This window comes from Kitasatospora sp. NPDC088134, assembly GCF_044741705.1.
Classification (GTDB): Bacteria; Actinomycetota; Actinomycetes; order Streptomycetales; family Streptomycetaceae; genus Kitasatospora.
The window spans coordinates 86645-111506 of record NZ_JBIUTD010000012.1 but is presented as its reverse complement, the minus strand read 5'-3'; the positions used below and the strand labels follow the sequence as shown (position 1 = coordinate 111506).

Genomic DNA, 24862 nt, shown 5'->3' with positions numbered 1-24862 from the left:
GAGACGGCTCCGTCATCTGCGGCCGCTCCGGCAACCGGGGGTGTCCGGCATCCGGGACGGGGGTGCCGCTCGCGGCCATGGCCGGATGCGGCGTGGCCCGGGGCCTTCGCCGGGCGGGGCGGGCTGTCCAGGATGGGCGGCATGACGATTCCCGAGTCCTCCGTGATCTGGTTCGACGGCGCGCTGGTGCCCTGGCGGGAGGCGCGCGTGCACGTGCTGTCCCATGCCCTGCACTACGGCACGGGGGTGCTGGAGGGCACCCGGGTGTTCGACACCGCGGCCGGTCCCGCGGTGTTCCGGCTGGACGCGCACCTGGCCAGGCTGGAGCGCAGCGCCCGGATGCTGCGCATCGAACTCCCTTACAAGGCAGATGAGTTGGCCCAGGCAACGGTGGCGCTGGTGGCGGCGAACGGCCACCGGGAGTGCTACCTGCGGCACCTGGCCTTCCTGGGGTACGGCGCGATGGGGCTGGACATGCGGCACTCCCCCACCAGCGTGTCGATCGCCTCCTGGGAGTGGCCGGCCCTGCTGCCGGCGGGGCGCGGGCTGCGGCTGGCGACCAGCAGTTGGCGGCGGACCGACGCCAACGCCGTCCCCCCGGCGGCGAAGGCCACCGGCCCGTACCTGAACTCGGCGCTGGCCCGGCGGGAGGCCACCGACGCGGGCTTCGACGAGGCGCTGCTGCTGGCGCCGGACGGGACGGTGAGCGAGTGCAGCGCGGAGAACGTGTTCGCGGTCCGCGACGGGGTGCTGCGCACGCCGCCGGGCAGTGCGGGCGCACTGGAGGGGATCACCCAGGACACCCTGCTGACGCTGGCCCGGGACCTGGGCGCGGAGGTCCGGGTGGAGCCGCTGCTGCGGTCGGACCTGTACGCGGCGGACGAGGTGTTCCTGTCCGGGACGGCCGCCGGGGTGGTGCCGGTGGCCTCCCTGGACAACCGGGAACTACCGTCTGCCGAGGGCGAGTTGACGAAGCGTCTGGCCGCCGCGTACCGGGCCGCGGTGAGCGGGGCGGACGCCCGGTACCGGCACTGGCTGACGCCGGTTCAGAGTTCGTAGACGGCCCCGGCGCGGGCCAGGTCGACCGGGCCGGCGAAGGTCTCGGCGGCGTCCCGGCGGTTGCGCTCGCGCTCGGTCCACGGCGGGATGTGGGTGAGCACCAGGCGGCCCACCCCGGCGGCGGTGGCGTGCTCGCCGGCCTGGCGGCCGTTGAGGTGGATGGAGTCGAAGGTCTCCTTGCCGTCGGTGTACGCCGCCTCGCACAGGAACAGGTCGGCGCCGCGGGCGAGTTCGACCAGTTCGGGGCAGACGCCGGTGTCGCCGGAGTAGACCAGGCTGCGGCCGCCGTGCTCGATCCGGAAGCCGTAGGCCTCGCAGTCCAGGTGGTTGACCCGGGCGGCGGTGACGGTGAACGGGCCGAGGCCGAGGCGGGCGCCGTCGGAGAGGTCGCGGAAGTCGAAGACCTCGGTCATGCCGGGCTTCTCCGGCATGTCGTAGGCGCGGGCGAGCCGGTCGGCGGTGCCGGCCGGGCCGTGCACGGGCAGCGGGTCGGGGCAGCCCTCGACCCGGTAGTTGCGGGCCACCCAGTAGGCGCACAGGTCGACGCAGTGGTCGGCGTGCAGGTGGCTGAGCAGGATCGCGTCGACGTCGTACAGGCCGGTGTACTTCTGCAGGGCGCCGAGCGCGCCGTTGCCGAGGTCGACGACCAGGCGGTAGCCCTCGGCCTCCACCAGGTAGCTCGAGCACGGGGAGTCCACGGCCGGGAAGCTCCCCGAGCACCCCACCACGGTCAGTTTCATGCCGAGTCCTTCCCGCCCCGTCGGGCCCCATCGCCCGCGGCCGCCCCGCCGGGCCGGTGCGGCGCGGCGGGTTCCATGAGTGTCGAGGGTAAGGGCCGGACGGCACTTTGCCCCCTCTCCCGTGCCGGGCTGTGGGCGGAATCACCAGGACGGGGCGGGGGCGCTCAGCGGTGCCCGGGGCGGGCCCTGGCCCAGTCCTCGATGGTCTCGGGGTACCAGCGGGGGTGGCCGGCGGCGTCCACCCGGTCGGGTTCCGGCAGCAGTCCGTGCCGCTTGTAGTTGCGGACCGTCTCGGCCCGCACGTTGATGTGCCGGGCGATCTCGACGTAGGACCAGAGCTCTCGGCCGGGCATGGCGCCCTCCTCCGGGATTGAGCGGCGAACCAGTGGTGCGCCGCCCAGCCTGCCGGGGCCCGGGGGGCCGCCCGTCCGCGACCGTCCGCGGTGACGGTTCCGTGACGAACCGGTCGCCGGGGACGGACAAATGACGACATGTCACAGCGGGACGATGATCCGACAGGCACGGCGGCGCGGCCCCCGCGAGGGGTGCCGCGCCGCAGTCGAGGGGGTTGCTCAGGCCCAGAGCTGGCCCTGCAGAGCCTCGACCGCCGCCTCGGTGGTCTCGGCGGTGTAGATGCCGGTGGACAGGTACTTCCAGCCGCCGTCGGCGACCACGAACACCACGTCGGCCCGCTCGCCGGCCTTCGCGGCCTTGCGGGCCACCCCGATCGCGGCGTGCGCCACCGCGCCGGTGGAGACGCCCGCGAAGATGCCCTCCAGCTGCAGCAGTTCACGGGTGCGGGTGACGGCGTCGGCGGAGCCGACCGAGAAGCGGGTGGTGAGCACCTCGGCGTCGTACAGCTCCGGGACGAAGCCCTCGTCCAGGTTGCGCAGGCCGTACACCAGGTCGTCGTAGCGCGGCTCGGCGGCGACGATCTGCACGCCGGGGACCTTCTCGCGCAGGAAGCGGCCGATGCCCATCAGGGTGCCGGTGGTGCCCAGGCCCGCCACGAAGTGGGTGACGGTGGGCAGGTCGGCGAGGATCTCCGGGCCGGTGGTGGCGTAGTGCGCGCCGGCGTTGTCGGGGTTGCCGTACTGGTAGAGCATCACCCAGTCGGGGTGCTCGGCGGCGATCTCCTTGGCGATCCGCACCGCGGTGTTGGAGCCGCCCGCGGCGGGCGAGGGGATGATCTCCGCGCCCCACATCTTCAGCAGCTCGCGCCGCTCCTCGCTGGTGTTCTCCGGCATCACGCACACCATCCGGTAGCCCTTGAGCTTGGCCGCCATGGCGAGCGAGATGCCGGTGTTGCCGCTGGTCGGCTCCAGGATGGTGCAGCCCGGGGTGAGCCGGCCGGCCGCCTCGGCGCGCTCGATCATCCGCAGCGCCGGACGGTCCTTGACCGAGCCGGTCGGGTTGCGGTCCTCCAGCTTGGCCCAGAGCGTGACCAGGCCGTCCTCGTTCCCGGGCACGGCCGCCGACAGCCGCGGCAGCCGCACCAAGGGCGTGTTGCCGATGGCCTCGATCGGGCTGTCGTAGCGCATTACTTCATCCCGCCGGCCACGGCCGGGAGGATGGTGACGCTGTCGCCGTCGGAGAGCGCGGTGGAGATGCCGTCCAGGAAGCGGACGTCCTCGTCGTTCAGGTAGACGTTGACGAAGCGGCGCAGCTCGCCGCCGTCCAGCAGCCGGGCGGCGATGCCGGGGTGGCGCGAGTCGAGGTCGGTGAAGAGCTCCCCGAGGTCGGCGCCGTTGCCGTCGACGGCCTTGGCGCCGTCGGTGTAGGTGCGGAGGATGGTCGGGATGCGGACCTCGATGGCCATGGCTGCGCTCCTGTGGAGTGGTTTCGGGATGCCGGGCCGGGCGGGGCGCGGCAGGGGAAGGAACCCCGGGGCGCCGGGGCGGGGTGCTGCTCGGGTGGGGCCGGCCGTCGCCGGTCAGCGCGCGGCGGCGCCGGGACAGATCGCGCTGGCGAGCCGGCACAGGTCGACGTGCAGGCGCGCCACGAGGCGGGTGCCTGGGGCCTGATTGCTCACATCGACGGAACGCATGGACTCATCGTATAGATTCCCCGCCCCGCTTTGACATGCTTGTCTCGACATCCGGTCCGGAGTGTTCCGAGGGGTGGGAAAACGCCTCGGCCCGCCGCGGCGGGCGCGCGGCGGGCCGACCCGTCGGTCCGGGGGCGGGGCTCAGTCCTGGTAGCCCTCGACCACCTCGACGTCTTCCTCCGTGATCACGCCGTCCACGATGCGGAACGAGCGGAACTGGTAGGGGTCCTGCTCGCCATTGCCCTCGGCGGTGGAGACCAGCACGTAGTGGGCGAACGGCTCGGAGGCGTAGCTGACGTCGGTGCGGGACGGGTACGCCTCGGTGGCGGTGTGCGAGTGGTAGACCACCACCGGCTCCTCGTCCCGGTCGTCCATCTCGCGGTAGAGCTTCAGCAGGTCGCCGGAGTCGAACTCGTAGAAGGTGGGCGAGCGGGCCGCGTTGAGCATCGGGACGAACCGCTCGGGGCGCCCGGTACCGGCCGGTCCGGCGACCACGCCGCACGCCTCGTCCGGGTGGTCGGCGCGGGCGTGGGCGACGATCCGGTCGCGCAGTTCTCGGGTGATGGTCAGCATGCGGCCAGGATAGCGAGGGCTCAACTGCCGCCCCCCGCGTGGAGGTGGGCGTGCGGGTCGCCGTGCACGGCGCCCGGATCGCGGCGGCTGAGCACCGCGTAGCCGACCGCCAGGGCGACCGCCCAGCCGGGGAAGACGTACAGCGAGATCCGGGCGTCCGGGTCGAAGGCGATCAGCACCGCGACCAGCACCAGGAAGGCCAGCGCCAGCCAGCGGCTCCAGTTGCCGCCGGGCGCGCGGAAGGTGGGCGCGGGCAGCCGGCCGGCCTTCCAGGCGGTCCGGTAGCGGATCTGGCTGGCCAGGATGACGCCCCAGGTCCACAGGCCGCAGACGGTGGCGATCGAGGTGATGTACTGGAACGCCCGTTCCGGGACGAGGTAGTTGAGCAGCACGCCGGCGCCCATCAGCAGGCAGGAGACGGTGATCGCGGCGGCGGGGGTGCGGTGCGAGTTGAGCCGGGTGAGCCGCCCGGGGGCCTGCCGGCGCAGCGCCAGGTCGCGCAGCATCCGGCCGGTGGAGTACATGCCGGAGTTGCAGGAGGAGAGCGCGGCGGTGAGCACCACGAAGTTGATGATGCCGGCCGCCGCCGGGATGCCGATCTTCCCGAAGGCGGCGACGAACGGGCTGACGCCGGGCTGGAACTCGGTCCACGGCACCAGCGACAGGATGATCAGCAGGGCGCCGATGTAGAACAGCGCGATCCGCAGCGGCAGGGTGTTGATGGCCCGCGGCAGGGTCTTCTCCGGGTTCTCGCTCTCGCCCGCGGTGACGCCGACCAGTTCCACGCCGAGGTAGGCGAACATGACGATCTGCAGGGTCATCACGGTGGCGCCGATCCCCTTGGGGAAGAAGCCGCCGTCCTGCCACAGGTGGGTGATCGAGGCGGTGTCGCCGGCGTCCGAGAAGCCGAGGGTGAGCACGCCGACGCCGATCAGGATCATGCCGAGGATGGCGGTGACCTTGACCATCGAGAACCAGAACTCGATCTCGCCGAACAGCTTCACCGAGATCAGGTTGGCCGCGTAGAGCAGCAGGAGGAAGGCGAGCGCGGTGATCCACTGCGGGATGTCGGGGGCCCAGAACCGGACGTAGACCGCGGCGGCGGTGGTCTCGGCCATGCCGGTGACCACCCAGAACAGCCAGTACGTCCAGCCGGTGGCGAAGCCGGCGAACGGGCCGAGGAACTCCCGGGCGTACTCGGCGAAGCTGCCCGACACCGGGCGGTAGGTGAGCAGTTCGCCGAGCGCCCGCATGATCACGAAGATCACCACGCCGGCCACCGCGTAGCTGAGCAGCAGGCTCGGCCCGGCCTTGGAGATCGCGGTGCCGGCGCCGAGGAACAGGCCGGTGCCGATCGCGCCGCCGATGGCGATCATCTGGATCTGCCGGCTGCCCAGGCCGCGCTCGTAGCCCTCCTCGTCGGGCACCGGGTCGGTGCTGTCGCCCGTGGTGCCGCCCGTCGCCTGCGTCATCCGCTCCGCCTCGCCTCCAGGTCCGCGCCGACCGGTCGGCCGGCGGGCCCCGTCTTCCCGGGGAGGCAGCAGTGAACCACGCGAAAGCCCCGGAACGCCTCAGATCTGAACGTCGCCAGAGGAATCGGACAATATGAACGAAACCGGCAGCTCGGCGGGCGGTCAGTCCGCGACCGCCTCCAGCAGGCTCTCCTGCATCGCGCCCAGCCACAGGTAGGCGATCACCAGCGGCTTGCGCGGGTCGCTCTCCGGCAGCTCGTAGAGGTCCTGCTCGTCGTCGGTGACCTCCAGCCGGGTGCCGAGGGCCAGCCGCAGGTCGTTCAGCGCGCCCAGCCAGTGCGGGAACTCCTTCACGCCGACCTCGACCACCCCGCCGGCCCCGCCCAGCGCGTCCAGCGCCCGGACCACGGCGAGCGCGTCGTCCCGCTTGCGGGCCCGCAGGTCCAGCTCGGTGTAGCGGCGGAACTCGGCGGACCGCTCGGCGGTGCGCGGGTCCTCGGCCGCGCCCGGGCCGCCGTACGCGTCCGGGAACAGGCGCAGCAGCGCGGGGTCCTCGGGGGCCTCGCTCGGGCCCTCGGCGAACAGCGCGGCCAGCGGGTCCTCGCTCACCCCGCCCGGCGGCGGGCCGATCAGCTCCAGCAGCTGCACTTCCAGCGAGCGCAGGATGGACGCCTCGAACTCGTCCAGCGCGATCGCCGCGCCGCCGCTTCCGACACTCTCGAACAAACCGGCCATGTGTTTCGGATCAGTCCCTCGTGGTGGGTGGGTGACGGGCCGTCAGTCGTGCTGCAGGGTGGCCCACAGGCCGTAGCCGTGCATCGCCTGCACGTCGCGCTCCATCTCCTCGCGGGTGCCGCTGGAGACCACCGCCCGCCCCTTGGTGTGCACGTCCATCATGAGCTGGCGCGCCTTGTCCTTCGGGTAGCCGAAGTAGCTCTGGAAGACGTGCTGCACGTAGCTCATCAGGTTGACCGGGTCGTTGTGGACGATGGTGACCCAGGGGGTGTCCGGCTCCACGACCGGAAGCCCCTCCACCTCCGGGCGCTCGACCTCCACCGGCGCGACACTCACAGTCCGTCTCTCCTCGTCGACCTCGGCACTCCCCCGCCTCCCATGCTTCCATCCGAGGGACGCCGGAGCGAATCAGGGTCGCCGGAGCACCCGCCGGGACGGTCCGGCGCGATACTCGGGGAACGTCCGGCGAGAGAAATCGTCAAACTGACGCTAAGTGGTAGTAGCATCATCCTCATGGACGCCATCACCGCGCACCGCAGCTCCGCGCTGCTCACCGACCGCTACGAGCTCACCATGCTGCAGGCCGCGCTGCGCAGCGGCGCCGCCCACCGCCGATCCGTGTTCGAGGTGTTCACCCGCCGCCTGCCCGACGGCCGCCGCTACGGCGTGCTGGCCGGCACCGGCCGGGTGCTGGACGCCGTCGAGAACTTCCGCTTCACCACCCCGCAGCTGGACTGGCTGGCCGACCAGCGGGTGGTCGACGAGGACACCCTGCGCTTCCTCGCCGACTACCGCTTCACCGGCGACGTGCACGGCTACCCGGAGGGCGAGGTGTACTTCCCCGGCTCGCCGCTGCTGACCGTCGAGGGCAGCTTCGCCGAGGCGGTGATCCTGGAGACGGTGATCCTGTCGATCCTCAACTTCGACTCGGCGATCGCCGCCGCCGCCTCCCGGATGACCGCCGCCGCCGGCGACCGCCCGGTGATCGAGATGGGCGCCCGGCGCGCCCACGAGCAGGCCGCCGTCGCCGCCGCCCGGGCCGCCTACCTGGCCGGCTTCTCCGCCACCTCGGACCTGGAGGCCGGCTTCACCCACGGCATCCCCACCACCGGCACCGCCGCGCACGCCTTCACCCTGCTGCACGACAGCGAGAAGGACGCCTTCACCGCGCAGATCGACTCGATGGGCCGCGGCACCACCCTGCTGGTCGACACCTACGACCTGAACGAGGCCGTCCGCACCGCCGTCGAGGTGGCCGGGCCCGAGCTCGGCGCCGTCCGGATCGACTCCGGCGACCTGACCCTGCTGGCCCACCGGGTCCGCCGCCAGCTCGACGAGCTCGGCGCCACCGGCACGAAGATCATCGTCACCTCGGACCTGGACGAGTACGCCATCGCCGCGCTGGCCGCCGCCCCCGTCGACGGCTACGGCGTCGGCACCAGCCTGGTCACCGGCAGCGGCCACCCGACCTGCGCGATGGTCTACAAGCTGGTCGCCCGGGAGTCCGTCCCCGGCGGCGAGCTCGTCCCGGTCGCCAAGCGCTCGGCCGGCGGCAAGAGCAGCGTCGGCGGCCGCAAGTGGGCCGCCCGCCGCCCCGACCGGGACGGCGTCGCCGAGGCCGAGGTGGTCGGGACCGGGCCGGTGCCCGCCGAACTGGAGCCGCACCTGCTGCACGTCCCGCTGATCACCGGCGGCGAGGTGGTCGGCCGCGAGCCGCTGGCCGCCGCCCGCGACCGGCACCTGCGGGCCCGCGCCGCGCTCCCGCTGTCGGCCACCCAGCTCTCCCGCGGCGAGGCGGTCCTCACCACCGAGCGGTACGCGGGCTGAGCCCCGAACGGCGCCCCGGCGCGGGTCCGCGCGCGGCGACCCTTCCGCCGCCGCGCGGCACTGCCTAGAGTGCCAAGCGCCGTACCCGTCCGGGCCCGCCCCGGACCTCCCCGACACCCCGATCCCGAGAGAGAAGCCAGCCATGCACCGGGCCCTGATCGTCGTCGACGTGCAGAACGACTTCTGCGAGGGCGGCAGCCTGCCCGTCGCCGGCGGGGCCGAGGTCGCGGCCGCGATCACCGACCTGATCGCCGACGCCGCCCCCGGCTACGCCCACATCGTCGCCACCCGCGACCACCACATCGACCCGGGCGCGCACTTCGCCGCCGAGCCGGACTACGTGCACTCCTGGCCCGCGCACTGCGTGGCCGGCACCGAGGGCGTGGGCTTCCACCCCAACTTCGCCCCCTCGGTGACCTCCGGCGCCGTCGAGGCGGTGTTCTCCAAGGGCGCGCACGCCGCCGCCTACAGCGGCTTCGAGGGCTTCGACGAGCACGGCGGCACGCTGGCCGCCTGGCTGCGCGAGCGCCGGGTCACCGAGGTCGACGTGGTCGGCATCGCCACCGACCACTGCGTCCGGGCGACCGCCCTGGACGCCGCGCGCGAGGGCTTCGCCACCCGCGTCCTGCTCGACCTGACCGCCGGCGTGGCTCCCGCCACCACCGCGACCGCACTGGCGGACCTGCGCGCGGCCGGCGTCGAACTCACCGGCACCCCGGTCGTCCGGAGTTGACGCACCGTCAACTCCGGTCCGTTCAGCGCTCGGTGGCCAGCAGCTCCACCACGTCCTCGCCGCCGAGCTCGTACGCCCGCGCCAACTCCTCGCCGACCGCCTCCCGTTCGGCGGCGAGGCGGGACGAGCCGACGTACACCACCCGGACGCCCAGGTACTCCATCCGGTGCTGGCCGCCGCGCACCCAGGCGGCCTCGCCCTCGCTGACGCAGCGCAGTTCGGGGTCGACCTCCACCGCGACCGCCGCCTCCGGCCAGTACAGGTCCGGCACCGCGATGTACGTGCCGCCGCGCATCCGCAGCTCGGGGCCGGTCAGCGGCAGCGGCAGCCCCAGCTCCACCACCAGCTCCAGCACCCGGGCCAGCGCCGACTCCCGCTGCCCGGCCAGCAGTTCGTCCACCGCCGCGCGCACCCGCGGCTCCGCCAGCAGTTCCGCCGCGGCCAGCTCGACCAGCAGGTCGGCCACCGGGCAGCCGCCCGCCCGCCCCGCCACCGCCTCGCGCAGCACCGCCCGGAGCAGGCCCGGGCCGACCTGCCCGCTCTCGAAGGCGCCCTGCTCGGTCCACTCGCGGATCGCGTCCGCCACCGCCCGGGCCACCGGGGCGACCGCCAGGCCGTGCACCGACCGGGCCTCCAACTGCCGCTCGGTGCGCCGGATCCGGACCTGCCCGGCGTCCCGCAGCCGGCGCTGCCGGGGCACCAGCACCTCCACCCCGCGGACCGCGGGCAGCCGCGGCATCGACACGAAGCCGTACAGCGCGAGCGCCGCCGCGCCGGTGATCACCGCGCCCTCCCGGCCGCCCTCCGCCCGCCCGTTCTGCGCGGCGTACAGCAGCGCCGCCCACATCCGCTGCTCCGGGGTCGGCGCGCCGTCCTGCAGCAGGTAGACCCGGGGCAGCAGCCGCTGCCAGGGCCCGCCGCTGCGGCAGTGCTCGCTCACCAGGCGGGCCGGCACACCCCGGGCCCGGAGCTGACTGGCCGTCACCACGTTCTGCTGGAGCCGGGCGAGTTCTTCGAGGGAGGCGGGCTGCTGCGGAATCTGGTAGCTCATGGCCCTCACACTCCCCCGCGGGACCGACAGTCGACGCACGACCTGACGACCTGTTACCCAACCGTCGTCAAACCGGGACTGCTCCGCACTAAAGTCCCCATACCCTCACTCATTCGGCGTATCGGGCGTTCACTCCCTTGCCGTAATAGATCGGACTTGTTTTCTAGTATCCGATTTTCATCGGATCGACACAGCATTGCGACCCGACCGAGGCCCGGCCGTTGAACTGCGCGATCACACCCGCCGTGACCGAGCACACACCCAGCGCAACCACCCCTGGCGTCGGGGAGCACCGCGAATTGCCTACCATCGGGCTCATGCCCCGCGACGAGTCATCCACCCAGCGTGCTGCCAGACTGCGCCTCGGCCGCCTGCCCGGATACGTTCGCCAACCGGACCCCGCCCGACGCGGCGGGGAGGACGGACGTGCGTACAAGAAGGGCTGGGAAGTCCGTTTCACGGCGCGCAGCGAGGAAGAGATAACCGAGATCCGCGAACTGGTGGCCGCCGCCGGCTTCGCCCCCGCCCGCCCCTTCTTCAAGGGCCACCAGCTGATCCAGCCCGTCTACGGGATCGCCGCCGTGCAGGCCTACCTGGCCGCCCGCGAGGCCGCCGAGGAGACCGGCCGGGTCCGGGCCGCCGCGAACATCCCCGAGCAGGTCCGGCGCGAACCCGACAGCGTGGCGGCCGCGGCCCGCGCCGCCGAGGGCGCCGCCGCGCGGGCGGCCGCCGAGGCCGTGGCGCGGGCCGCGGCCGAGGCCGCCGCCCGGGTCGGACGGCTCGCGGACCGCTGGCCCGCCGGCGGGCCCGAGGACCGCTGACGCCCGCTCCCCCGCTCCACCCCCACTGACGGCTTTCCGGTGCCCGCCAGGAGGCCCAGGCGCCTCCCTGGCGGGCTTTCTGACGTTGCGTCAGATCTCGGCGCCCGGCGCGCCCGCCGCACCGGCCCGGGCATGGCCGGTGCGGCGGGGCCCACCGGGCCTGCACGGCAACGGTTCTGACGGTCGGTCAGACCGGCTCGGGCGGGGAGTGGTCGACATGCACGGTGGCGGCCAGCAGGCGGGGCACCGCGCGCACCAGGGCCTGCTCGGCGGCCACCGCGATCCGGTGGCCCGCCACCACGGTGAGCGTGCGGTCCACCACCACCTCCGCCTCGGCGCGCAGCGCGTGGCCGATCCAGCGCATCCGGACCGCCCCGACGCCGCGCACCCCGTCCACCGCGGCGAGTTCGCGCTCGGCTGCGGCCACCAGCGCCGGGTCCACCGCGTCCATCAGCCGCCGGCCCACCTCGCGCACCGAGCCGCGCAGCACCAGCAGGATCGCCGCCGTGATCAGCAGCCCGACCACCGGGTCGGCGTACCGCCAGCCCAGCGCGCTGCCGCCGGCGCCGAGCAGCACCGCCAGCGAGGTCAGCCCGTCGGTGCGGGCGTGCAGGCCGTCCGCGACCAGCGCCGCCGACCCGATCCGCCGACCGGTGGCGATCCGGTGGCGGGCCACCCACTCGTTGCCCGCGCACCCCGCGAGGGCCGCCGCGGCCACCGCCCACAGGTGCCCCACCGGCTGCGGGTGCAGCAGCCGGTCCACCGCCGTCCAGGCCGCGACCAGCGAGGACGCCGCCACCGCCAGCACCACCGCGACGCCCGCCAGGTCCTCGGCCCGGCCGTACCCGTAGGTGTAGCTGCGGTTCGCCGCCCGCCGGCCCAGCAGGAACGCCACGCCCAGCGGGACGGCCGTCAGCGCGTCCGCGAAGTTGTGCACGGTGTCGCCGAGCAGCGCGACCGAGCCGGACAGCGCCGCGATCACCGCCTGCGCGGCGGCCGTGGCGCCCAGCACCAACAGCGAGGTCCAGAGCGCGCGCAGGCCCTCGGCGGAGGACTCCAGCTCCGCGTCGATCCGGTCGGCGGCGTCGTGTGTGTGCGGGCGCAGCAGGTGGGCCAGACGGTGCGTGAGACTCCCGGCGCGGCCGTGCTCGTGGTCGTGCTCGTGCTCGTGCTCGTGCTCATGGTGCTGATGGGGCTGGTAGGGCTCGTGGTGGTGGCCGTGCCCGGCGGCCGCTCCGGGGGCGGGGGTGCCGCCGTGCGGGTGGTGGTGCCCGTGGGGCTCGTGGCCGTGCCGGTGCGGCAGGTCAGGTGTGTGATGGTGGTCATGCCCGTGGCCCGGGATTCGCCCGTGGAGGTGAGTCCTGTCGCCAAGTCCTTGTTCACCCATAGGGCTTACGGTGGCACACCGACTGCCTTGCAGCCACTGCCGATGTACCACCTCTGACCAGGTGCGATGCACTCGCAGCTGCATCCGCCGGGCGCGGTTTGCTGACGTGGCGTCACACAACGGCCCGATTCGGGTCCCGCGCCGGGCATCTCAGCAGACTTGTCACCCACAGCACCCGCCCGAGGGCCTACAGTGAGCGCTGACGCTCCCCGTCCGGAATCAGATCGAGAGGCAGCTGAGGTGACTGATCGTCATGTCCCGGCCGCAGGCTCGGCCTTCACCGATCTGTCCGCCGAACTCCCGCACGTGTCGGTCGAGTTCGCCGCCTTCTGCGAGCTGCACGAGCCCCGTTACCGGAGCTACGCCCGGGTCTGGTTCGAGGAGCCCGGGGCCGCCCACCGGGTGGTCCGGCTCGCCCTGCACGCGCTGGCCCGGGTCTGGCCGACCGTGCTGGAGAGCCCCAACCCGGCCGCCGCGGCCTGGCAGATCCTCCGCGACACCGTCACCGAGCAGCACGCGGCGGCCGGCGCCGACGGCCTGCACCCCGAGGTGGACGCCGAGGAGGACCTGGCGATCCTGCACTACGTGGTCGGCCTCGCCACCCCCGAGATCGCCGACGTGGTCGGCGGCGACACCGCCAACATCACCAGCCAGCTGCGGCAGACCCACCGGCGGCGCGTCACCGACCTGTGAGCGCCCGGCGGCCCCGCCGGGGGCCGCTCCACCGCCTCCGGCCCGGCGCGCGTCCGGCTCCGCACGCCCCCGGGTCGCCGCAGCCGCCCTCCACGGCCCTCCACCCGCCCGGGCGCCCGGTCGCGCCCGCGGCGCCCTCGGCCGGGACGGTCGTCCGCAGCCCGGTCCGTGACGACCCGTGAGCGAGATCACCGCGGGGCGGGCTATCGGCACCGGTCGGGGCGGCGAAGGATGGCGTCCAGTCGATCGGTTGATCATCGAGGACGGAGATCACGGATGTCGCTGGACCACGCCGTGGCCATGTTCCACCACCAGGCCGCGGCCTGCGCCGAACTGGGCTCACCGCTGTCCGCCGCGCTGCTGCGCCGGGCCGCCGCGGACCTCGCCGACGGCGGGCCGTGCGCCGCGGCGATCGCCGGCCGCGAGGACGCCCCCGGGCCGGACGCCGTCGCGCTGCGCCTGCTCGGCGCCGTCCACGCCCTGGTGCTGTCCGGCCGGGCCCCGGCGCTCGCCGCGCACTACCCCAGCGTCGGCGGGCAGTTCGACCCCGCCGACCCGGACGCACCCTGGCCGGCCTTCCGGGACGCGGTGGCGGCCCACCTGCCGTTCGTCCGCGAGTGGCTGACCCGGCCGCCGCAGACCAACGAGGTCGGCCGGGCCAACCTGCTGCTCACCGGCCTCGCCTGGGCCCAGCGGCAACTGGCCGCCCCCGGCGCGGAGTCCGCCGCGCTCCCCGTCCGGCTGTACGAACTCGGCTCCAGCGCCGGACTCAACCTGCTCGCGGACCGGTTCCGCTGCACCGCCCCCGGCTTCTCGTACGGCCCGGCGGACTCCCCCGTGGTGCTCGCCGACGCCTGGCGGGACGAGCCGCCCGCCTGGCTGCGCGGGGCGCCCGAGCAGCGGGTGGTGGAGCGGCACGGCTGCGACCCCACGCCGATCGACCCGCGCTCCGCCGAGGGCGCGCTCGCGCTGCGCGCCTACGTGTGGGCCGACCAGCTCCCCCGGGTGGAGCGGCTGAACGGCGCGCTGGAGCTGGCCGCCCGCACCCCCGCCCCGGTCGAGGCGGTCGGCGCGGCCGAGTTCCTGCGCGGGGCCGCCACCGCCGGGGGCACCCTCACCGTGGTCTGGCACTCGATCATGCGGCAGTACGTGCCCGCCGCCGAATGGCGTTCCGTGGAGGGCGAGTTGGCGCGTCTGGCGGCCGCCTCCGACCCGGCCGCGCCGTTCGTCCACCTGGCCCTGGAGCCGCGCCGGGTCGGCGCCGAGCACCGCTTCCTGCTCACCGCCCGGCTGGGCGCGGAGCCGGAGCGGGTGCTCGCCGAGGCCGCCCCGCACGGCCTGCCCGCCTGGCTTCCCGCCGATCTCTGACAGTTCGTCAACTAGCCCCGTGCTGCTTCCCGGTGACGTCGAAGCGGTGGTGCACCGGGTCGTGCAGCAGGTACCGCGCGAAGGAGGCGACGGTGAACCGGGCGCCGTCGCTGCGGGTGCCGGTGCGCTCCTGCTCGGCGGGCGTCACGCCCGCCAGGGCGGCGGCGAACCGCTCGGCCGCGGCGGCGAGTTCGACCGCCACCGCGGCCGGGTCCTGCTCCCCGTAGCGCTCCGCGACGGCGGTCGCGTCCTGGTCCCAGTTGGCGAACACCGGGGCGTCCTCGGTCAGCATCAGCTTCAGCCGCACCTCGCCCAGCCGGAACACGTCCCGAACGTGGCAGGCGTACTCGAGGTCCGACCACACCTCCGGGCCCGGCCGCTCGGCCAGCGCCGCGCGGTCGCCCGCCAGCAGCTCCGTCCAGGCCGCCGCGTTGGCCCGGAGCAGGCCCGGGACCTCGGCGAATGCGACGGCGGGGGTGTCCAGGCCGCAGTCGGCGCAGGGACGTTCGAGGACCCAGGTCCAGTCCTTGGTGTCAGGAGTGATCATGGATTCAGGATGGCGCGGGCCCCCGCCGACCGGCCAGGGGCAGGACCGTCATCCGGCATCGAGATCCCGCCAGCCCGGCCCCGGCGGGTCCGGCGGGGGCCCGCGCGGGCCGGGTCGTTCCTGGGCGTAGCATGCTCCGTACTCGCGGCCGGGCCGGCCCCATCCGGTCCGGGCGCCCGTAGACCCACGGGGGGATCATGACCATCCGCACTCCGGTGCGCACCGCGCTCTGCCTGCTCGCGGCCGCCACCGTCCTGACCCCGGTGGCCGGTTGCGCCGGGAAGCCGAAGCCGTCCGGCGACGGCGCCGCGGCGGCCGCGCCGACCGCCGCCTCCCTGCCGTCCGCCGAGCCGAGCGGCAGCGCCTCGCCCGCCGCGACGCCGTCCGCCGACGCCTCCCCGAGTGCCTCGGCGAGCCCGTCCGCGAAGCCCTCGCGCAGCGTCACGCCGACCCGCGCCGCGACCCGACCGCCGACCGCCGCCCCCGCCCCGGTCGCCAAGGCCGGCCCGGTCGCGCCCCCGCCGCCGGCCGTCCCGCCGCACACCCCGCCGCTGCAGAGCGGCTGCCAGCCGTCCTACACCGGTACCAACCTGCCGAAGGCGGACGTCTCCGCCGCGCTCACCACCGCCGCCGGCACCACCCGCACCTTCACCCTCAGCTCCCCCTCCGGCGGGCGCACCAGCGACACCCTGCCGCCGCTGCCGCTCGCCCTGGTCAAGGCCATCGCCTGGCAGGAGAGCGGCTGGCAGTCGGCGATCAAGGCCTGCGACGGCGGCATCGGCACCATGCAGATCATGCCGGGCACCGCCACCACCATGAACAACAAGTACGGCACCAACTCGGACGTCAACACCCTCGCCGGCAACGTCACGATCGGCACCCAGTACCTGGACTGGCTGGTCGCCTACTACGGCGACTCCTGCTTCGACGGCAAGTACGACCTCTCCCCCGACCCGGTCAGCGGCAAGACCCCGCTGCTCGACCTGGTCATCGCCGCGTACAACGCGGGCGCGGGCAACGTCCACTACACCGTCACCACCGACCCGGCGACCGGCGCCGCCGTCGGCGTCTCGGTGATCCCGAACCCGTCGTACGTCGCCAACGTCAAGGCCCTGATGGGCAAGGCGCCCTGGACGACCGCGAGTTGACCCCTCAGGGGTGCTCCGGGGCCGCCGGGGGTGCGGCCTCCGGAGCGGCTGGGGCGGCCGGGGCGGCCGGGGGTGCGGCCTCCGAAGCGGCCGGGGTGGTCGGGGTGGTCGGGGCGCCCAGGGCGGCGGCGAGCCGGGTGGCGAGTTCGTCCATCCGGTCCGCCGGCACCGCGTCCGCCCCCGCTTTCAGGAGGCCGAACACCCGCGGGCCGCGCAGCTCCACCGGCAGCCCCGCGTCCCGCGGCACCACGTGGAAGTGCACGTGCCGGAACCCCGGCGCCTCGCCGAACTGCGCGACGTACGCCTTCGCGCACCCCGTCACCGCCTCCAGCGCCCGCGCCAGCCGGACCTGCCACACCCCCAGCGACGCCGCCTCGGCGTCCGTCAGCTCCGCCATCGACTCCAGGTGCCGCCGGGGCAGCAGCACCAGCCACCCCGGCAGTGCGCAGTCCACCGCGTGCACGACCCGCCAGTGGGCGTCCGCCGCGATCCGCTCACGGGGCGGCAGCCCCGCGAACCCGGCCTCCCGCGCACACGCGTAGCACTCCTGATCCTCCGTCATACCACCGACCCCACGGCCTCGATCAGCCCGTCTGCCCGGCCGCGTTCACCTTGCACACCACCGACGTCGGCACCAGCCCCGGGAACAGCGCCCCCAGCACCTTCGAGCACGCCGCCGACTGCTCCGCGGTCGTCACCCCCTCCGCCGAGGCCGTCCCCGCCGTCCCGCCGACCGCCGCGACCACCACGACCAGCCCCAGCACCGCACGCTTCCACCGCACCACGAGAACCGCCCTCCGCACCTTTCGACGACGACCGACCCGCCATCTCCTATCCCACCCGCCCCACCCCCCACCAGCACCTACGCCCGTCCGTGGGCGTGTCCCGCCCTCCTGGCACGCGAACGGCCCCCCACGGGCGATCCACCCGTGGGGGGCCGTCAGCCGCCCATCTATCGCTGGTACGGGTTCCCCCCGGCCGGCGGCTGCGGCGGCGGGTACTGCCCCTGCGGCGGGTACTGCTGCTGCGGGTAGCCCGCGGGCGGCTGCTGCTGCGGCTGCCCGTACCCGGGCGGAGGCTGCTGCCCGTACCCGCCCGGCGCCCCGGGGCCACCTGCGGGACCGCCGGGCCCGCCGCCGTTGCCGCCCTTCTTCGAGCGGCGCACCAGCACGACGATCAGCACGACGACGAGCACACCGAGGATGCCCCCGCCGACCGCCACCAGCATGCCGCTACTGCTCCCCGAATCACTGCTCGCCTGCGGCGAGTTGGCCCCACCGGCAGCCGGCGTCTTGGCCGGATCGGCGGCAGCACTCGGCGCCGTCACCCCGTTCGGCTCCGGCCGGTTCAGCAGCGGGTTCTCCTTCGGCCCGTTGTCGACGGCCGGGTTGGCGGCGAGCGAGCCAGCGGCGGAGACGATGCCGTAGCCGTAGTTGTCGTTCGGGAATGTCCCCTTGTCCTTGGGCTGCACGGCGCTCTTGATCATCCGGTTGATGACCTGACCGGCCGACAAATTCGGATACTTGGCGCGGACAAGGGCGGCGATGCCAGAGACAAAGGCCGCCGAGTCGGAGGTACCGCTGCCGGTCCCGTACATGTTGTTCAGGTCCGCATTGCGGATGTTTTCAGCAGGCGCGGCCAGGGTCACCTGAGGCCCAGTATTCGACTTGGGCCACATGTCACCGGTCTCGGTGATACCCGAAGCGACCACGACTCCAGGGAAAGCAGCCGGGTACTCGATCAGGTTGTTACCGAAGTTGCCTGCACCGGCGACCAGGACAACGTCCTTCTGAATGGCGTACTCGACCGCTGTCCGATAGCCGTCGTCTACAGAACTGCCGCCGACGAAGGACATGTTGATCACTTTGGCCCCGTGATCGACGGAGTAGCGAATAGCCTTGCCGACAAGACTGCCGTCGAGAACCTTGCCTTCGATCGTCGTCTTTCCGAGGGCAATTTTCACCGGAAGGATTTTGGCCTTCGGGGCCAGCCCCATCACGCCCGCGTTGTCACCGTGCCCGTGTGCGGCGATGTCGCTCGCCATGGCAGTCCCGTGGGCGCCGTCGGGAACCCGTCCGTCCGTGTTGCCTCCCGAGAAATCGGCTCCGGGAAGAACCTGCCCGACCAGGTCGGGGTGGTTGGGGTCCACGCCGCCGTCGATGACAGCGACGATCACACCGTCACCCTGGCTGATCGGCCAAACCCGCTCGGCCATGCCGTAGTTCTTCAGCACCCACTGCGCGTCGCGGTTGCTGTCCGCGGCGGCGGGCCCGGCGCTGAGGCCCCACAGCAGAGCCCCCGCAGCGAGCGCGGCCAGACCGCGCACGGATCGGCTGGTCGTCAAGCCTCGTCACCCCACTCGTTGAAGCGGCCGTCCCGCAGACCATCGGATCTGCGGGACGGCCGGTCTTGTTCGACTGTTCTACTGGCCGAACGTCATTCCACCACGTTCGGGTTGACGTGGTTCCCGGACGCCCAGGTTTCCTCATCCTCGACGAGGTAGTCGGGGCGGTCCTTGCCCTGCTTCTTGTTCTTCTTGCCCGCCTGGCCGTGGCCGCCCATGCCGCCACCCTGCGCACCGCCCGCCTGGCCGGGACCGCCGGCCTGACCCGCGCCCGCCGCCTGGCCGGGGCGGCTGCGGCCGATGCCCGACCCGCCCTCGCTGAACGCCCGTCCGCCACCGGCGGACTGGGTGGACTCGCCGATCACGCCACCGGCCTTGCCGGTCAGGCCCCGGCCGGCACGTCCACCGGCACCGCCCGCACCGCCGTTGGCACCGGCGCCACCGGCACCCGAACCACGGCCCAGGCCCTCGTTCGCGCCGCCCATGCCACCGGAACCGAACGTCCCGGCCTTGGACACGCTGTTGCCACTGAAGCCCGCGCGGCTGTTGCCGATCCCGGTGCCGCCGACCAGGCCCGTCCCGCCGTGGCCGATCGAACCGGCGCCGGTGCCACCGACCGTGCCGAACCCACCGGTCCCGGTCGGGCCATGCACTCCGCCGGCTCCGCCGGTGCTGCCGATCGTCCCGCCGCCACCGCGCACCAGGGTGCCGCCCTGGACACCGTCGATGCCGGTGCCCGGACTCTTGGGCTGCGGAAGGGCGTTGGCCGTCCCACCCGAGATACCCGCGTCGGTCGGCCGGATCACAGCCTGCTGCGTCTTCGGTGCCTTCGGAGTCGAGCTGCTCACCGACCGCTGCCGGGGGGCCGTCGTCCCGGAGGTACTCATGACCGAGCTGGTCTGCACCAGCCCGGAGCCGATGCCTGCGATCAGGGCGCCCAAGGCAGCTGTGCCACCGTTGTCGGGCGGAGTCAGCTGTCGCGGATCTTCAACGCCGGTACCACCGGGCACCTTCAGGTAATTGGTGGTGGCACGGTAGCTCGCAGCCAGTGTCTGCATCACCGCGACCGCTTCCTGCTTACGCGAGTCGGTGATGGACGTGCGGGTGTCTTCATTGCTGATACCGACTGACTCCTGCGCGGCATCGCTGAACGCGTCACCCGCCTTGTCCCAGAAGCCGGGCTCCTCGGGCATGTCGTGCTTGGCCTTGTCGATTGCCTCGGACATCATCTGCAACGCGCCGGCGGCATCATTCGAGTAGGCGGCCAGGTTGTTGACCGAGCTCGCCAACTCCGTCATGTGCGAGTAGAACGCGTTGCTGGTCGCCCCCTGCCACGAGCCTGTCGTGTCAGCAGCCGCAGTGTTCAGTGCCGTGCGGATCTGCTTCAGTGTCTCGGTGGCACGACGCCAGGGGTCCGCAGCGGCCATGACCGCTCCTGAGTCGAGCGACTGGACCATCGCTCGCAGATCGCCGTGACTCATGTGGCTGAAATCGTTCACGACTGCCTCCTCCGACGGGCAGCGCCGCACCCGCCGCCCAGCGCCTCGGTTTTACGGATCATCACCACTGCGGCCTCGTCGCGTCGGTCACCTTCGCCGGAGCCGTCGTGACACCTGCAGCCTGGTTCTTGACAGTGTTCGCCCGGTCAAGGGATGCCTTGTCCCAAGTCGAGGACCAACCGTCGCCAGCCAGCGTCAGGTGCTTGCTGGTTGCCGCTTCCTGCTCCTCGTAGTTCGTCGCGGTGTGGTCCGCGTTCTGCTGCGCGTAGTCGATCGCCTGTTGGAGCTGATCCAGGAACTGGCTCAGCCCGACACGCATGTCGCTGTACTTTGCGTACAACGCACGTGCATCGGGAAACGTCCCGAAGGCGTTGGCTCCCAGCCCGGTCGAGCCGTAGACCTTCTGGCTGCCCGCGCCCTCCTCGAACTCCTTGAGCAGGTTGCGCACCTGCGCCGCGAACGCGCGCAGGCTGTCGACCTCTACCTGGTAGCCCTTGCCACTCGTGCTCATGTTTTCGTACCTCCCCCGTACCTGCTTGCCCGCTCGACCGCCCGCTCGACCGTCCGGGGCCCGTTGGAAAGTTGGCTCCAACCCATATGTCTAACACATGGAACGGTCCGTCAGAACGGGCACCGGGGGTCGGGGTGGGGTCAGGTGGCGGCGAGGGCCTGGCGGCAGAGGGTGTCGGCGCGGCGGGTGGTTTCGGGGAGGCGGTAGGAGGGGGTGAGGGCGAGGGTGACGGCGGTGGCTTCGGGGAGACCGATGCGGTGGCCGGTGGAGAGGTAGACGGGTTTGACGCCCTGGCGGGTGCGGAGGGCGCGGCCGACGGTTTCGGGGCCGTCGAGGAGGGGGGTCCAGTCGCCGCGGTGGTCGCCGGGGGGCTCGTGGGTGAAAGCGAAGGGGTTCTTGGCGACGCCGAGGGTGGGGAGGCCGGTGTGGACGCCGAGGTGGCTGGCGAGGCCGAGGCGGCGGGGGTGGGCGAGGCCGTAGCCGTCGCAGACGACGAGGTCGGGGGTGCGGGTGAGGCGGGAGAGGGCGTCCAGGACGGCGGGGAGTTCGCGGAAGGCGAGCAGGCCGGGGAGGTAGGGGAAGGCGACCCGGCCGACGGCGGTGGCCTGTTCGACGACGTCGAGGGTGCTGTAGTCGAGGAGGACGGCCGCGGCGGCGACGACGTCGCGTTCGTCGTCGTAGGCGACGTCCACGCCGGCGATCAGGGTGCCGGGGCGGCGCGGGGGTTCGGGCCCCTCGGGGACGACCAGCGGGCGCAGGCGCTCCTGTTCGGCGCGGGCGGCCTCGGCGGTGGCGGGCCAGTCGGCGGGGACGGTCACGGCGGCTCCCGGCGGGATCGGAGACGGGCGGGGACGGCGGGGGACGGGCGGTCGCCGTTCCGGTGCTGTCCGTCCGCACGCTATCGGTCGCGCGGGGAGCGGTGGGCGCGATCCCGCACTGCCGCCGTGTGAGCCCGTGCGCCCCCCCGTGCCCCCGAGTAGGTCAACTCCCTGGGGTTAGGCTGTACTTACCGGACCGGACCCGGGTCGGGACGACCCCGCGCGCGGGCCTCGTGCCGCGCCCGCCGTTCGCTCCGCACCCGTGCCGTACTCGTACCGCACCCGTTCGTCCTGCCTGTTCGTACCGCCCGCTGTTCCGTTCCACCCGCCCGCCGTTCCGCCCGCGCGAAGGGTCGACCGCCATGCCGCGCCTTGCCGCCGTGTCCAGTGCCGCCGCCTCCCGGGTGGCCGCGTCCCGTTCCGCCTGGTCGAGGGGCGGGAACCGGCCCGGGGCCGGGCAGTTGGCCGCGGGGGCGCTGATCGCGGCGGGCGCCGCGGTGGCGCTGCTGGCGGTGTCGGGGGAGACGGGGGTGTGGCGGATCGCGGTGCTGGTGGCCTTCGCCGTCGCGCTCGGGACGCTCTCCACCGTGCTGCTGGCCTCCGTCACGGCCCGCCGCCACTTCTCCTCCCCCGAGCCGCACGCCTTCGCGGGACGCCCGGGCCCCGGCGCGGAGCCCGCCCGGCAGCCCGCGTACGCGCAGCAGTCCCGCTAACGGTCGGCGGAACGACGCACTCCCGGGTCCGCGGCAGGTCGATCGCTGCTGCGGGCCCGGGGCCCAGCACGTCGGCGGGCCGGTGACGGCGCGTCAAGCGGTGGAGACCACCACGGTCTTCGCGCCCTTGTCGTGGATGCACTGGCGGTAGGGCTTGTCGAAGACGCCGAACAGGCCGTCGACGGGCCACCAGAGGCCGCCGCAGCAGACCAGGGCGGGAGCGACGAAGACCGCGGCGCGGGTCCAGGCGGCGCCCGGGGTGGGGGCGGAGCCGTCGGCGAGCATGGCGACCCGGATCTTCATCAGCTTCTTGCCGAGGGTCTGGCCGTCGCGGCTGAGCATCAGGCCCTCGTAGACCAGGTAGAACGCGTAGCCGAGCCAGGCCGAGCCGACCCAGCCGTCCTGCTTGTCGAAGCTGGCGAACGGGAGCAGCAGCACGACGGCGATCGCCTGCACCATGATCCAGTCGACCAGCCGGGCGACGATCCGAGCGCCCCAGCCGCCGAGCGCGGGCATCCCGGGGACCGGGCCCGATCCGGGCGCGCCGTACGGCGAACCGTAGGACGAGCCGTACGGCGGCCGGCCGGGGTCGGCGGGCGGCGGCGGGGCGCCGTAAGGGGAGTCCGGCCCGGGCGGAGCACCGTACTGGCCGCCGTAGCCGGGCGGGGCGTCGTAGGGGCTGCCCGACGACGGGGGCTGCTTGTCGAAGGACGGCTTGTCGCCCTCCCCCGGCTCGTTACCAGAGGGGTCGTAGCTGCTCATACGGCGAGTAGAACATCGCACATACCACGATGTGCGGACATTCGACCGTTTCTGTCCGTTTTGCGGATTTTCGGGTGCGTGCGGGGCGCCGACGGCGCCCTGACGGACCCTCGGCTCAGCCGCGCTCGGCCCTGACCACCCTGGTCCGGGCCAGCCGGTCGTGCCAGCCGCGCCGCGCGGGCCGGTCCAGCAGCGCCGCGAGCGGGCCCAGCAGCAACAGCAGGGTGCCCAGCCCGCGCAGCGGCCAGCGCAGCAGCGAGCGGCCGAACCCGGGCGGACGGCTGCCGCCCGCCGCGACCACCCGGACCCGGGCCAGCCGCTTGCCGAAGGTCTGGCCGGTCCGGGCGATCGGCAGCACCTGGTACAGCAGCCCGAACACCAGCAGCGCGCCCAGCAGGATGCCCAGCCGGCCCAGCACCGCCCCGTCCAGCAGCCAGACCTGGTGCTGACGCCCCGTCACCCGGGCGGCCAGCTCGGCCCGGTCGACCTTCTGCCGGACGTGCTCCGCCGCCGCCCCCACCAGCGGCACCGCGACGGCCGCGCCGACCGCCGCCGTCACGGCACCGTCCACCAGCCACGCCAGCGCCCGGGCCCCGACGCCCGCCGGCCGCGGCGCCGGGACGGGCATCCTCCGGGTCCGCGCCCCGGACCGGGCGGCGGGTGCCGCACCGGTCCGCCCGGCCGACGCCTGCCCCGCCACCGCCGGCGTCTGTCCCCCCACCGACGCCTGTCCCGCCGTCGCGGGGCGGGCCGGGCGCTGCTCCCCCGGCCCGCCCCGCGACCGCCCGCCCGCAGCCGCCCCCGGCCGGGCCTCCACCGCCGGACGGGGCACCCGCACCCGACCCGTGGCGCCGCGCCCCGCCGCCGGCTCCGGGCGCTCCTCCGGGGCTTCGGGGACTTCGGGGGCCGCCGGAGCGGCGGCCGACCCGTCCTCGACCTCGACCTCGACAGCGGGCGTGGGCACAGCCCCGGCCTCCGGTTCGAGCCCCCAGGACACCCAGCGCGGCGCGCCCCCGGTCTCCATCAGGCCGCGCTGCTCCCGCGGGTCCGCCCGCCAGCCGGAGCCGGGGTCGGCCCCGGATTCGGGGCCGGGGTCGAAACCGGGTGCCCCGGCGGTCGGGCGCTCCGTCGCGCCGCCGACCGGCTCGTACAGCGCCGCGGGCCCGGCAGCCAGACCGACCGAGCCGTCGCCGCCGTCCTCCGCGGCGGTGGCCCCGTGCCAGGGCGTGCCACCGAGCGGCTGGGCCGCCCGCGGCACCGAAGGCACGGGCGGCGCGGGGGGCTCCGGCGCGGGCTCGACCGGACCGGGGAGTTCCAGCGGGCGGACCGCCGCGTCCACCTCGTGGACCGGGCCGCGGACCGGGCCGCCGCCCGTCGAACGGCCGCCGCGCGGGGCGGTGGCCGCGCCCTCGGGCAGGCCGGAGCCGAGGTGCAGCGCGGCGGCGGTGGCCCAGGACTCGACCGCGACCGGCTTGAGCCCGTTCCCGGCCACCGCCCAGGGCGCCTGGTCCACGGGGCGCCGCGGCGCCACCCCGCCGCGCGGCCGGACCTCCAGCTCGCCGGACTGGCCGCCGTCGCCCGGTGCCGCCTGCCCGACCGGTGCGCCCGGCGGAGCCGACTGCACCTGCTGGGCCGGGAGGGCGACCTGGTCCTCGGGGTGCACGGGCATGGTGAACACGGCCTGCGCGCCGGTCTCGTCGAGGTAGACCAGGCCGGTGTCGCTCGGGGAGGGGGCGGGGGCGGCGGGAAACAGGCCGGGCGGGAGGTTCCAGGGCGGCGGGCTGAGGTAGCGGGCGACGAAGCGCGGGGGTTCGAGGTGCTCGCCCGGCGCGGGGGCGGAGCGGCTGGTGCCGGGGACCCAGGCGTGGCCGGCCCAGTAGCGGACGAAGCCGGGCACCGAGGGGTCGGGGTAGTAGCCGGGTGCTCCGGCGTCCCCGGCCGCGGTCGCGCCGAGCATCGGGCCTGCGGTGGAGGGCCGGTCCGTCATGGCGTCTTCCTTCGTACCGGCACCGCG

28 protein-coding genes are annotated in these 24862 nt (G+C 74.1%); 8 read left to right on the top strand and 20 right to left on the bottom strand.

Annotated elements, in window-relative coordinates; genetic code table 11:
* Window positions 1-141 precede the first annotated feature (141 nt).
* Window positions 142-1059: a branched-chain amino acid transaminase gene (locus tag ACIOHG_RS20305; RefSeq protein ID WP_400952422.1), complete on the top strand. Its 918-nt coding sequence runs from the start codon at window positions 142-144 to the stop codon at window positions 1057-1059.
* Here the strand turns inward: ACIOHG_RS20305 and ACIOHG_RS20300 are convergent.
* From ACIOHG_RS20300 to clpS, 9 genes are all read right to left on the bottom strand, one after another.
* Window positions 1047-1799 carry an MBL fold metallo-hydrolase gene (locus tag ACIOHG_RS20300; protein ID WP_400952420.1) on the bottom strand — a complete coding sequence of 251 codons (753 nt, stop codon included), beginning with the start codon at window positions 1797-1799 and terminating at the stop codon, window positions 1047-1049. The two genes, ACIOHG_RS20305 and ACIOHG_RS20300, sit on opposite strands and share 13 nt — an antisense overlap.
* A gap of 164 nt (window positions 1800-1963) precedes the next feature.
* Window positions 1964-2152, bottom strand: a complete 189-nt coding sequence (locus ACIOHG_RS20295) for a MarR family transcriptional regulator (RefSeq protein ID WP_400952417.1) — start codon at window positions 2150-2152, stop codon at window positions 1964-1966.
* 219 nt (window positions 2153-2371) lie between these two features.
* Window positions 2372-3340: a PLP-dependent cysteine synthase family protein gene (locus tag ACIOHG_RS20290; RefSeq protein WP_400952415.1), complete on the bottom strand. Its 969-nt coding sequence runs from the start codon at window positions 3338-3340 to the stop codon at window positions 2372-2374.
* Window positions 3340-3618: a MoaD/ThiS family protein gene (locus tag ACIOHG_RS20285; protein ID WP_014135950.1), complete on the bottom strand. Its 279-nt coding sequence runs from the start codon at window positions 3616-3618 to the stop codon at window positions 3340-3342. The genes ACIOHG_RS20290 and ACIOHG_RS20285 overlap by 1 nt, the downstream gene beginning before the upstream one ends.
* 114 nt (window positions 3619-3732) lie before the next feature.
* Window positions 3733-3846: a putative leader peptide gene (locus ACIOHG_RS20280; RefSeq protein ID WP_400717638.1), complete on the bottom strand. Its 114-nt coding sequence runs from the start codon at window positions 3844-3846 to the stop codon at window positions 3733-3735.
* A 141-nt stretch (window positions 3847-3987) separates the two neighbouring features.
* Complete coding sequence (locus tag ACIOHG_RS20275) at window positions 3988-4419, bottom strand: Mov34/MPN/PAD-1 family protein (protein WP_400952413.1); 432 nt, start codon at window positions 4417-4419, stop codon at window positions 3988-3990.
* 20 nt (window positions 4420-4439) lie between these two features.
* Window positions 4440-5891, bottom strand: coding sequence for an amino acid permease (locus ACIOHG_RS20270; RefSeq protein WP_400952410.1), 1452 nt, complete (start codon window positions 5889-5891; stop codon window positions 4440-4442).
* 162 nt (window positions 5892-6053) lie between these two features.
* Window positions 6054-6626, bottom strand: a complete 573-nt coding sequence (locus ACIOHG_RS20265; protein ID WP_400952408.1) for a DUF2017 domain-containing protein — start codon at window positions 6624-6626, stop codon at window positions 6054-6056.
* 42 nt (window positions 6627-6668) lie between these two features.
* Window positions 6669-6962: an ATP-dependent Clp protease adapter ClpS gene (gene clpS, locus ACIOHG_RS20260; RefSeq protein ID WP_400952405.1), complete on the bottom strand. Its 294-nt coding sequence runs from the start codon at window positions 6960-6962 to the stop codon at window positions 6669-6671.
* 177 nt (window positions 6963-7139) lie between these two features.
* Here clpS and ACIOHG_RS20255 point away from each other — a divergent pair, with 177 nt between their 5' ends.
* Window positions 7140-8453, top strand: a complete 1314-nt coding sequence (locus ACIOHG_RS20255; protein WP_400952403.1) for a nicotinate phosphoribosyltransferase — start codon at window positions 7140-7142, stop codon at window positions 8451-8453.
* 142 nt (window positions 8454-8595) lie between these two features.
* Entirely contained in the window at window positions 8596-9186 is a 591-nt protein-coding gene (locus tag ACIOHG_RS20250; RefSeq protein ID WP_400952402.1) for an isochorismatase family protein, read from the top strand.
* 22 nt (window positions 9187-9208) lie between these two features.
* Here the strand turns inward: ACIOHG_RS20250 and ACIOHG_RS20245 are convergent, their stop codons facing one another.
* Window positions 9209-10237: a hypothetical protein gene (locus ACIOHG_RS20245; protein WP_400952400.1), complete on the bottom strand. Its 1029-nt coding sequence runs from the start codon at window positions 10235-10237 to the stop codon at window positions 9209-9211.
* A gap of 317 nt (window positions 10238-10554) precedes the next feature.
* Between ACIOHG_RS20245 and ACIOHG_RS20240 the strand changes: the two genes are divergently transcribed.
* Window positions 10555-11058, top strand: coding sequence for a hypothetical protein (locus ACIOHG_RS20240; protein WP_400952398.1), 504 nt, complete (start codon window positions 10555-10557; stop codon window positions 11056-11058).
* Between the two features lie 187 nt (window positions 11059-11245).
* Here ACIOHG_RS20240 and ACIOHG_RS20235 read toward each other — a convergent pair whose 3' ends face one another.
* On the bottom strand, window positions 11246-12445 hold the full coding sequence (locus ACIOHG_RS20235) for a cation diffusion facilitator family transporter (protein ID WP_400952395.1): 1200 nt from the start codon (window positions 12443-12445) through the stop codon (window positions 11246-11248).
* 240 nt (window positions 12446-12685) lie between these two features.
* Between ACIOHG_RS20235 and ACIOHG_RS20230 the strand changes: the two genes are divergently transcribed.
* Together ACIOHG_RS20230 and ACIOHG_RS20225 are read left to right on the top strand one after the other, a co-directional pair.
* Window positions 12686-13138: a hypothetical protein gene (locus tag ACIOHG_RS20230; RefSeq protein ID WP_400952393.1), complete on the top strand. Its 453-nt coding sequence runs from the start codon at window positions 12686-12688 to the stop codon at window positions 13136-13138.
* 276 nt (window positions 13139-13414) lie between these two features.
* The gene (locus ACIOHG_RS20225; RefSeq protein WP_400952391.1) at window positions 13415-14506 is read left to right on the top strand and encodes a DUF2332 domain-containing protein; all 1092 of its coding nucleotides are present in this window, start codon (window positions 13415-13417) and stop codon (window positions 14504-14506) included.
* 7 nt (window positions 14507-14513) lie between these two features.
* On the opposite strand, the gene ACIOHG_RS20220 is transcribed toward ACIOHG_RS20225, so the two are convergent.
* Entirely contained in the window at window positions 14514-15053 is a 540-nt protein-coding gene (locus ACIOHG_RS20220) for a DinB family protein (RefSeq protein WP_400952388.1), read from the bottom strand.
* A gap of 197 nt (window positions 15054-15250) precedes the next feature.
* On the opposite strand from ACIOHG_RS20220, the gene ACIOHG_RS20215 reads away from it, so the two are divergent.
* Complete coding sequence (locus ACIOHG_RS20215; RefSeq protein ID WP_400952386.1) at window positions 15251-16201, top strand: lytic transglycosylase domain-containing protein; 951 nt, start codon at window positions 15251-15253, stop codon at window positions 16199-16201.
* 4 nt (window positions 16202-16205) lie between these two features.
* Here the strand turns inward: ACIOHG_RS20215 and ACIOHG_RS20210 are convergent, their stop codons facing one another.
* From ACIOHG_RS20210 to nfi, 6 genes are all read right to left on the bottom strand, one after another.
* Complete coding sequence (locus tag ACIOHG_RS20210; RefSeq protein ID WP_400952383.1) at window positions 16206-16763, bottom strand: HIT family protein; 558 nt, start codon at window positions 16761-16763, stop codon at window positions 16206-16208.
* A gap of 22 nt (window positions 16764-16785) precedes the next feature.
* Window positions 16786-16983: a hypothetical protein gene (locus tag ACIOHG_RS20205; RefSeq protein ID WP_400952381.1), complete on the bottom strand. Its 198-nt coding sequence runs from the start codon at window positions 16981-16983 to the stop codon at window positions 16786-16788.
* 170 nt (window positions 16984-17153) lie between these two features.
* Window positions 17154-18545, bottom strand: coding sequence for a S8 family serine peptidase (locus ACIOHG_RS20200; RefSeq protein ID WP_400952378.1), 1392 nt, complete (start codon window positions 18543-18545; stop codon window positions 17154-17156).
* A 92-nt stretch (window positions 18546-18637) separates the two neighbouring features.
* Entirely contained in the window at window positions 18638-20044 is a 1407-nt protein-coding gene (locus ACIOHG_RS20195; RefSeq protein ID WP_400952376.1) for a WXG100 family type VII secretion target, read from the bottom strand.
* Between the two features lie 61 nt (window positions 20045-20105).
* Complete coding sequence (locus tag ACIOHG_RS20190) at window positions 20106-20555, bottom strand: hypothetical protein (RefSeq protein ID WP_400952373.1); 450 nt, start codon at window positions 20553-20555, stop codon at window positions 20106-20108.
* Window positions 20556-20695: 140 nt separating this feature from the next.
* On the bottom strand, window positions 20696-21373 hold the full coding sequence (gene nfi, locus ACIOHG_RS20185) for a deoxyribonuclease V (protein ID WP_400952371.1): 678 nt from the start codon (window positions 21371-21373) through the stop codon (window positions 20696-20698).
* 362 nt (window positions 21374-21735) lie between these two features.
* On the opposite strand from nfi, the gene ACIOHG_RS20180 reads away from it, so the two are divergent.
* A complete protein-coding gene (locus ACIOHG_RS20180) occupies window positions 21736-22086 on the top strand; it encodes a hypothetical protein (RefSeq protein ID WP_400952368.1) in 351 nt (116 codons plus the stop codon).
* A 93-nt stretch (window positions 22087-22179) separates the two neighbouring features.
* Here ACIOHG_RS20180 and ACIOHG_RS20175 read toward each other — a convergent pair whose 3' ends face one another.
* Window positions 22180-22848, bottom strand: a complete 669-nt coding sequence (locus tag ACIOHG_RS20175; protein ID WP_400952366.1) for an RDD family protein — start codon at window positions 22846-22848, stop codon at window positions 22180-22182.
* A 115-nt stretch (window positions 22849-22963) separates the two neighbouring features.
* On the bottom strand, window positions 22964-24835 hold the full coding sequence (locus ACIOHG_RS20170) for an RDD family protein (RefSeq protein ID WP_400952363.1): 1872 nt from the start codon (window positions 24833-24835) through the stop codon (window positions 22964-22966).
* Window positions 24836-24862: the final 27 nt, after the last annotated feature.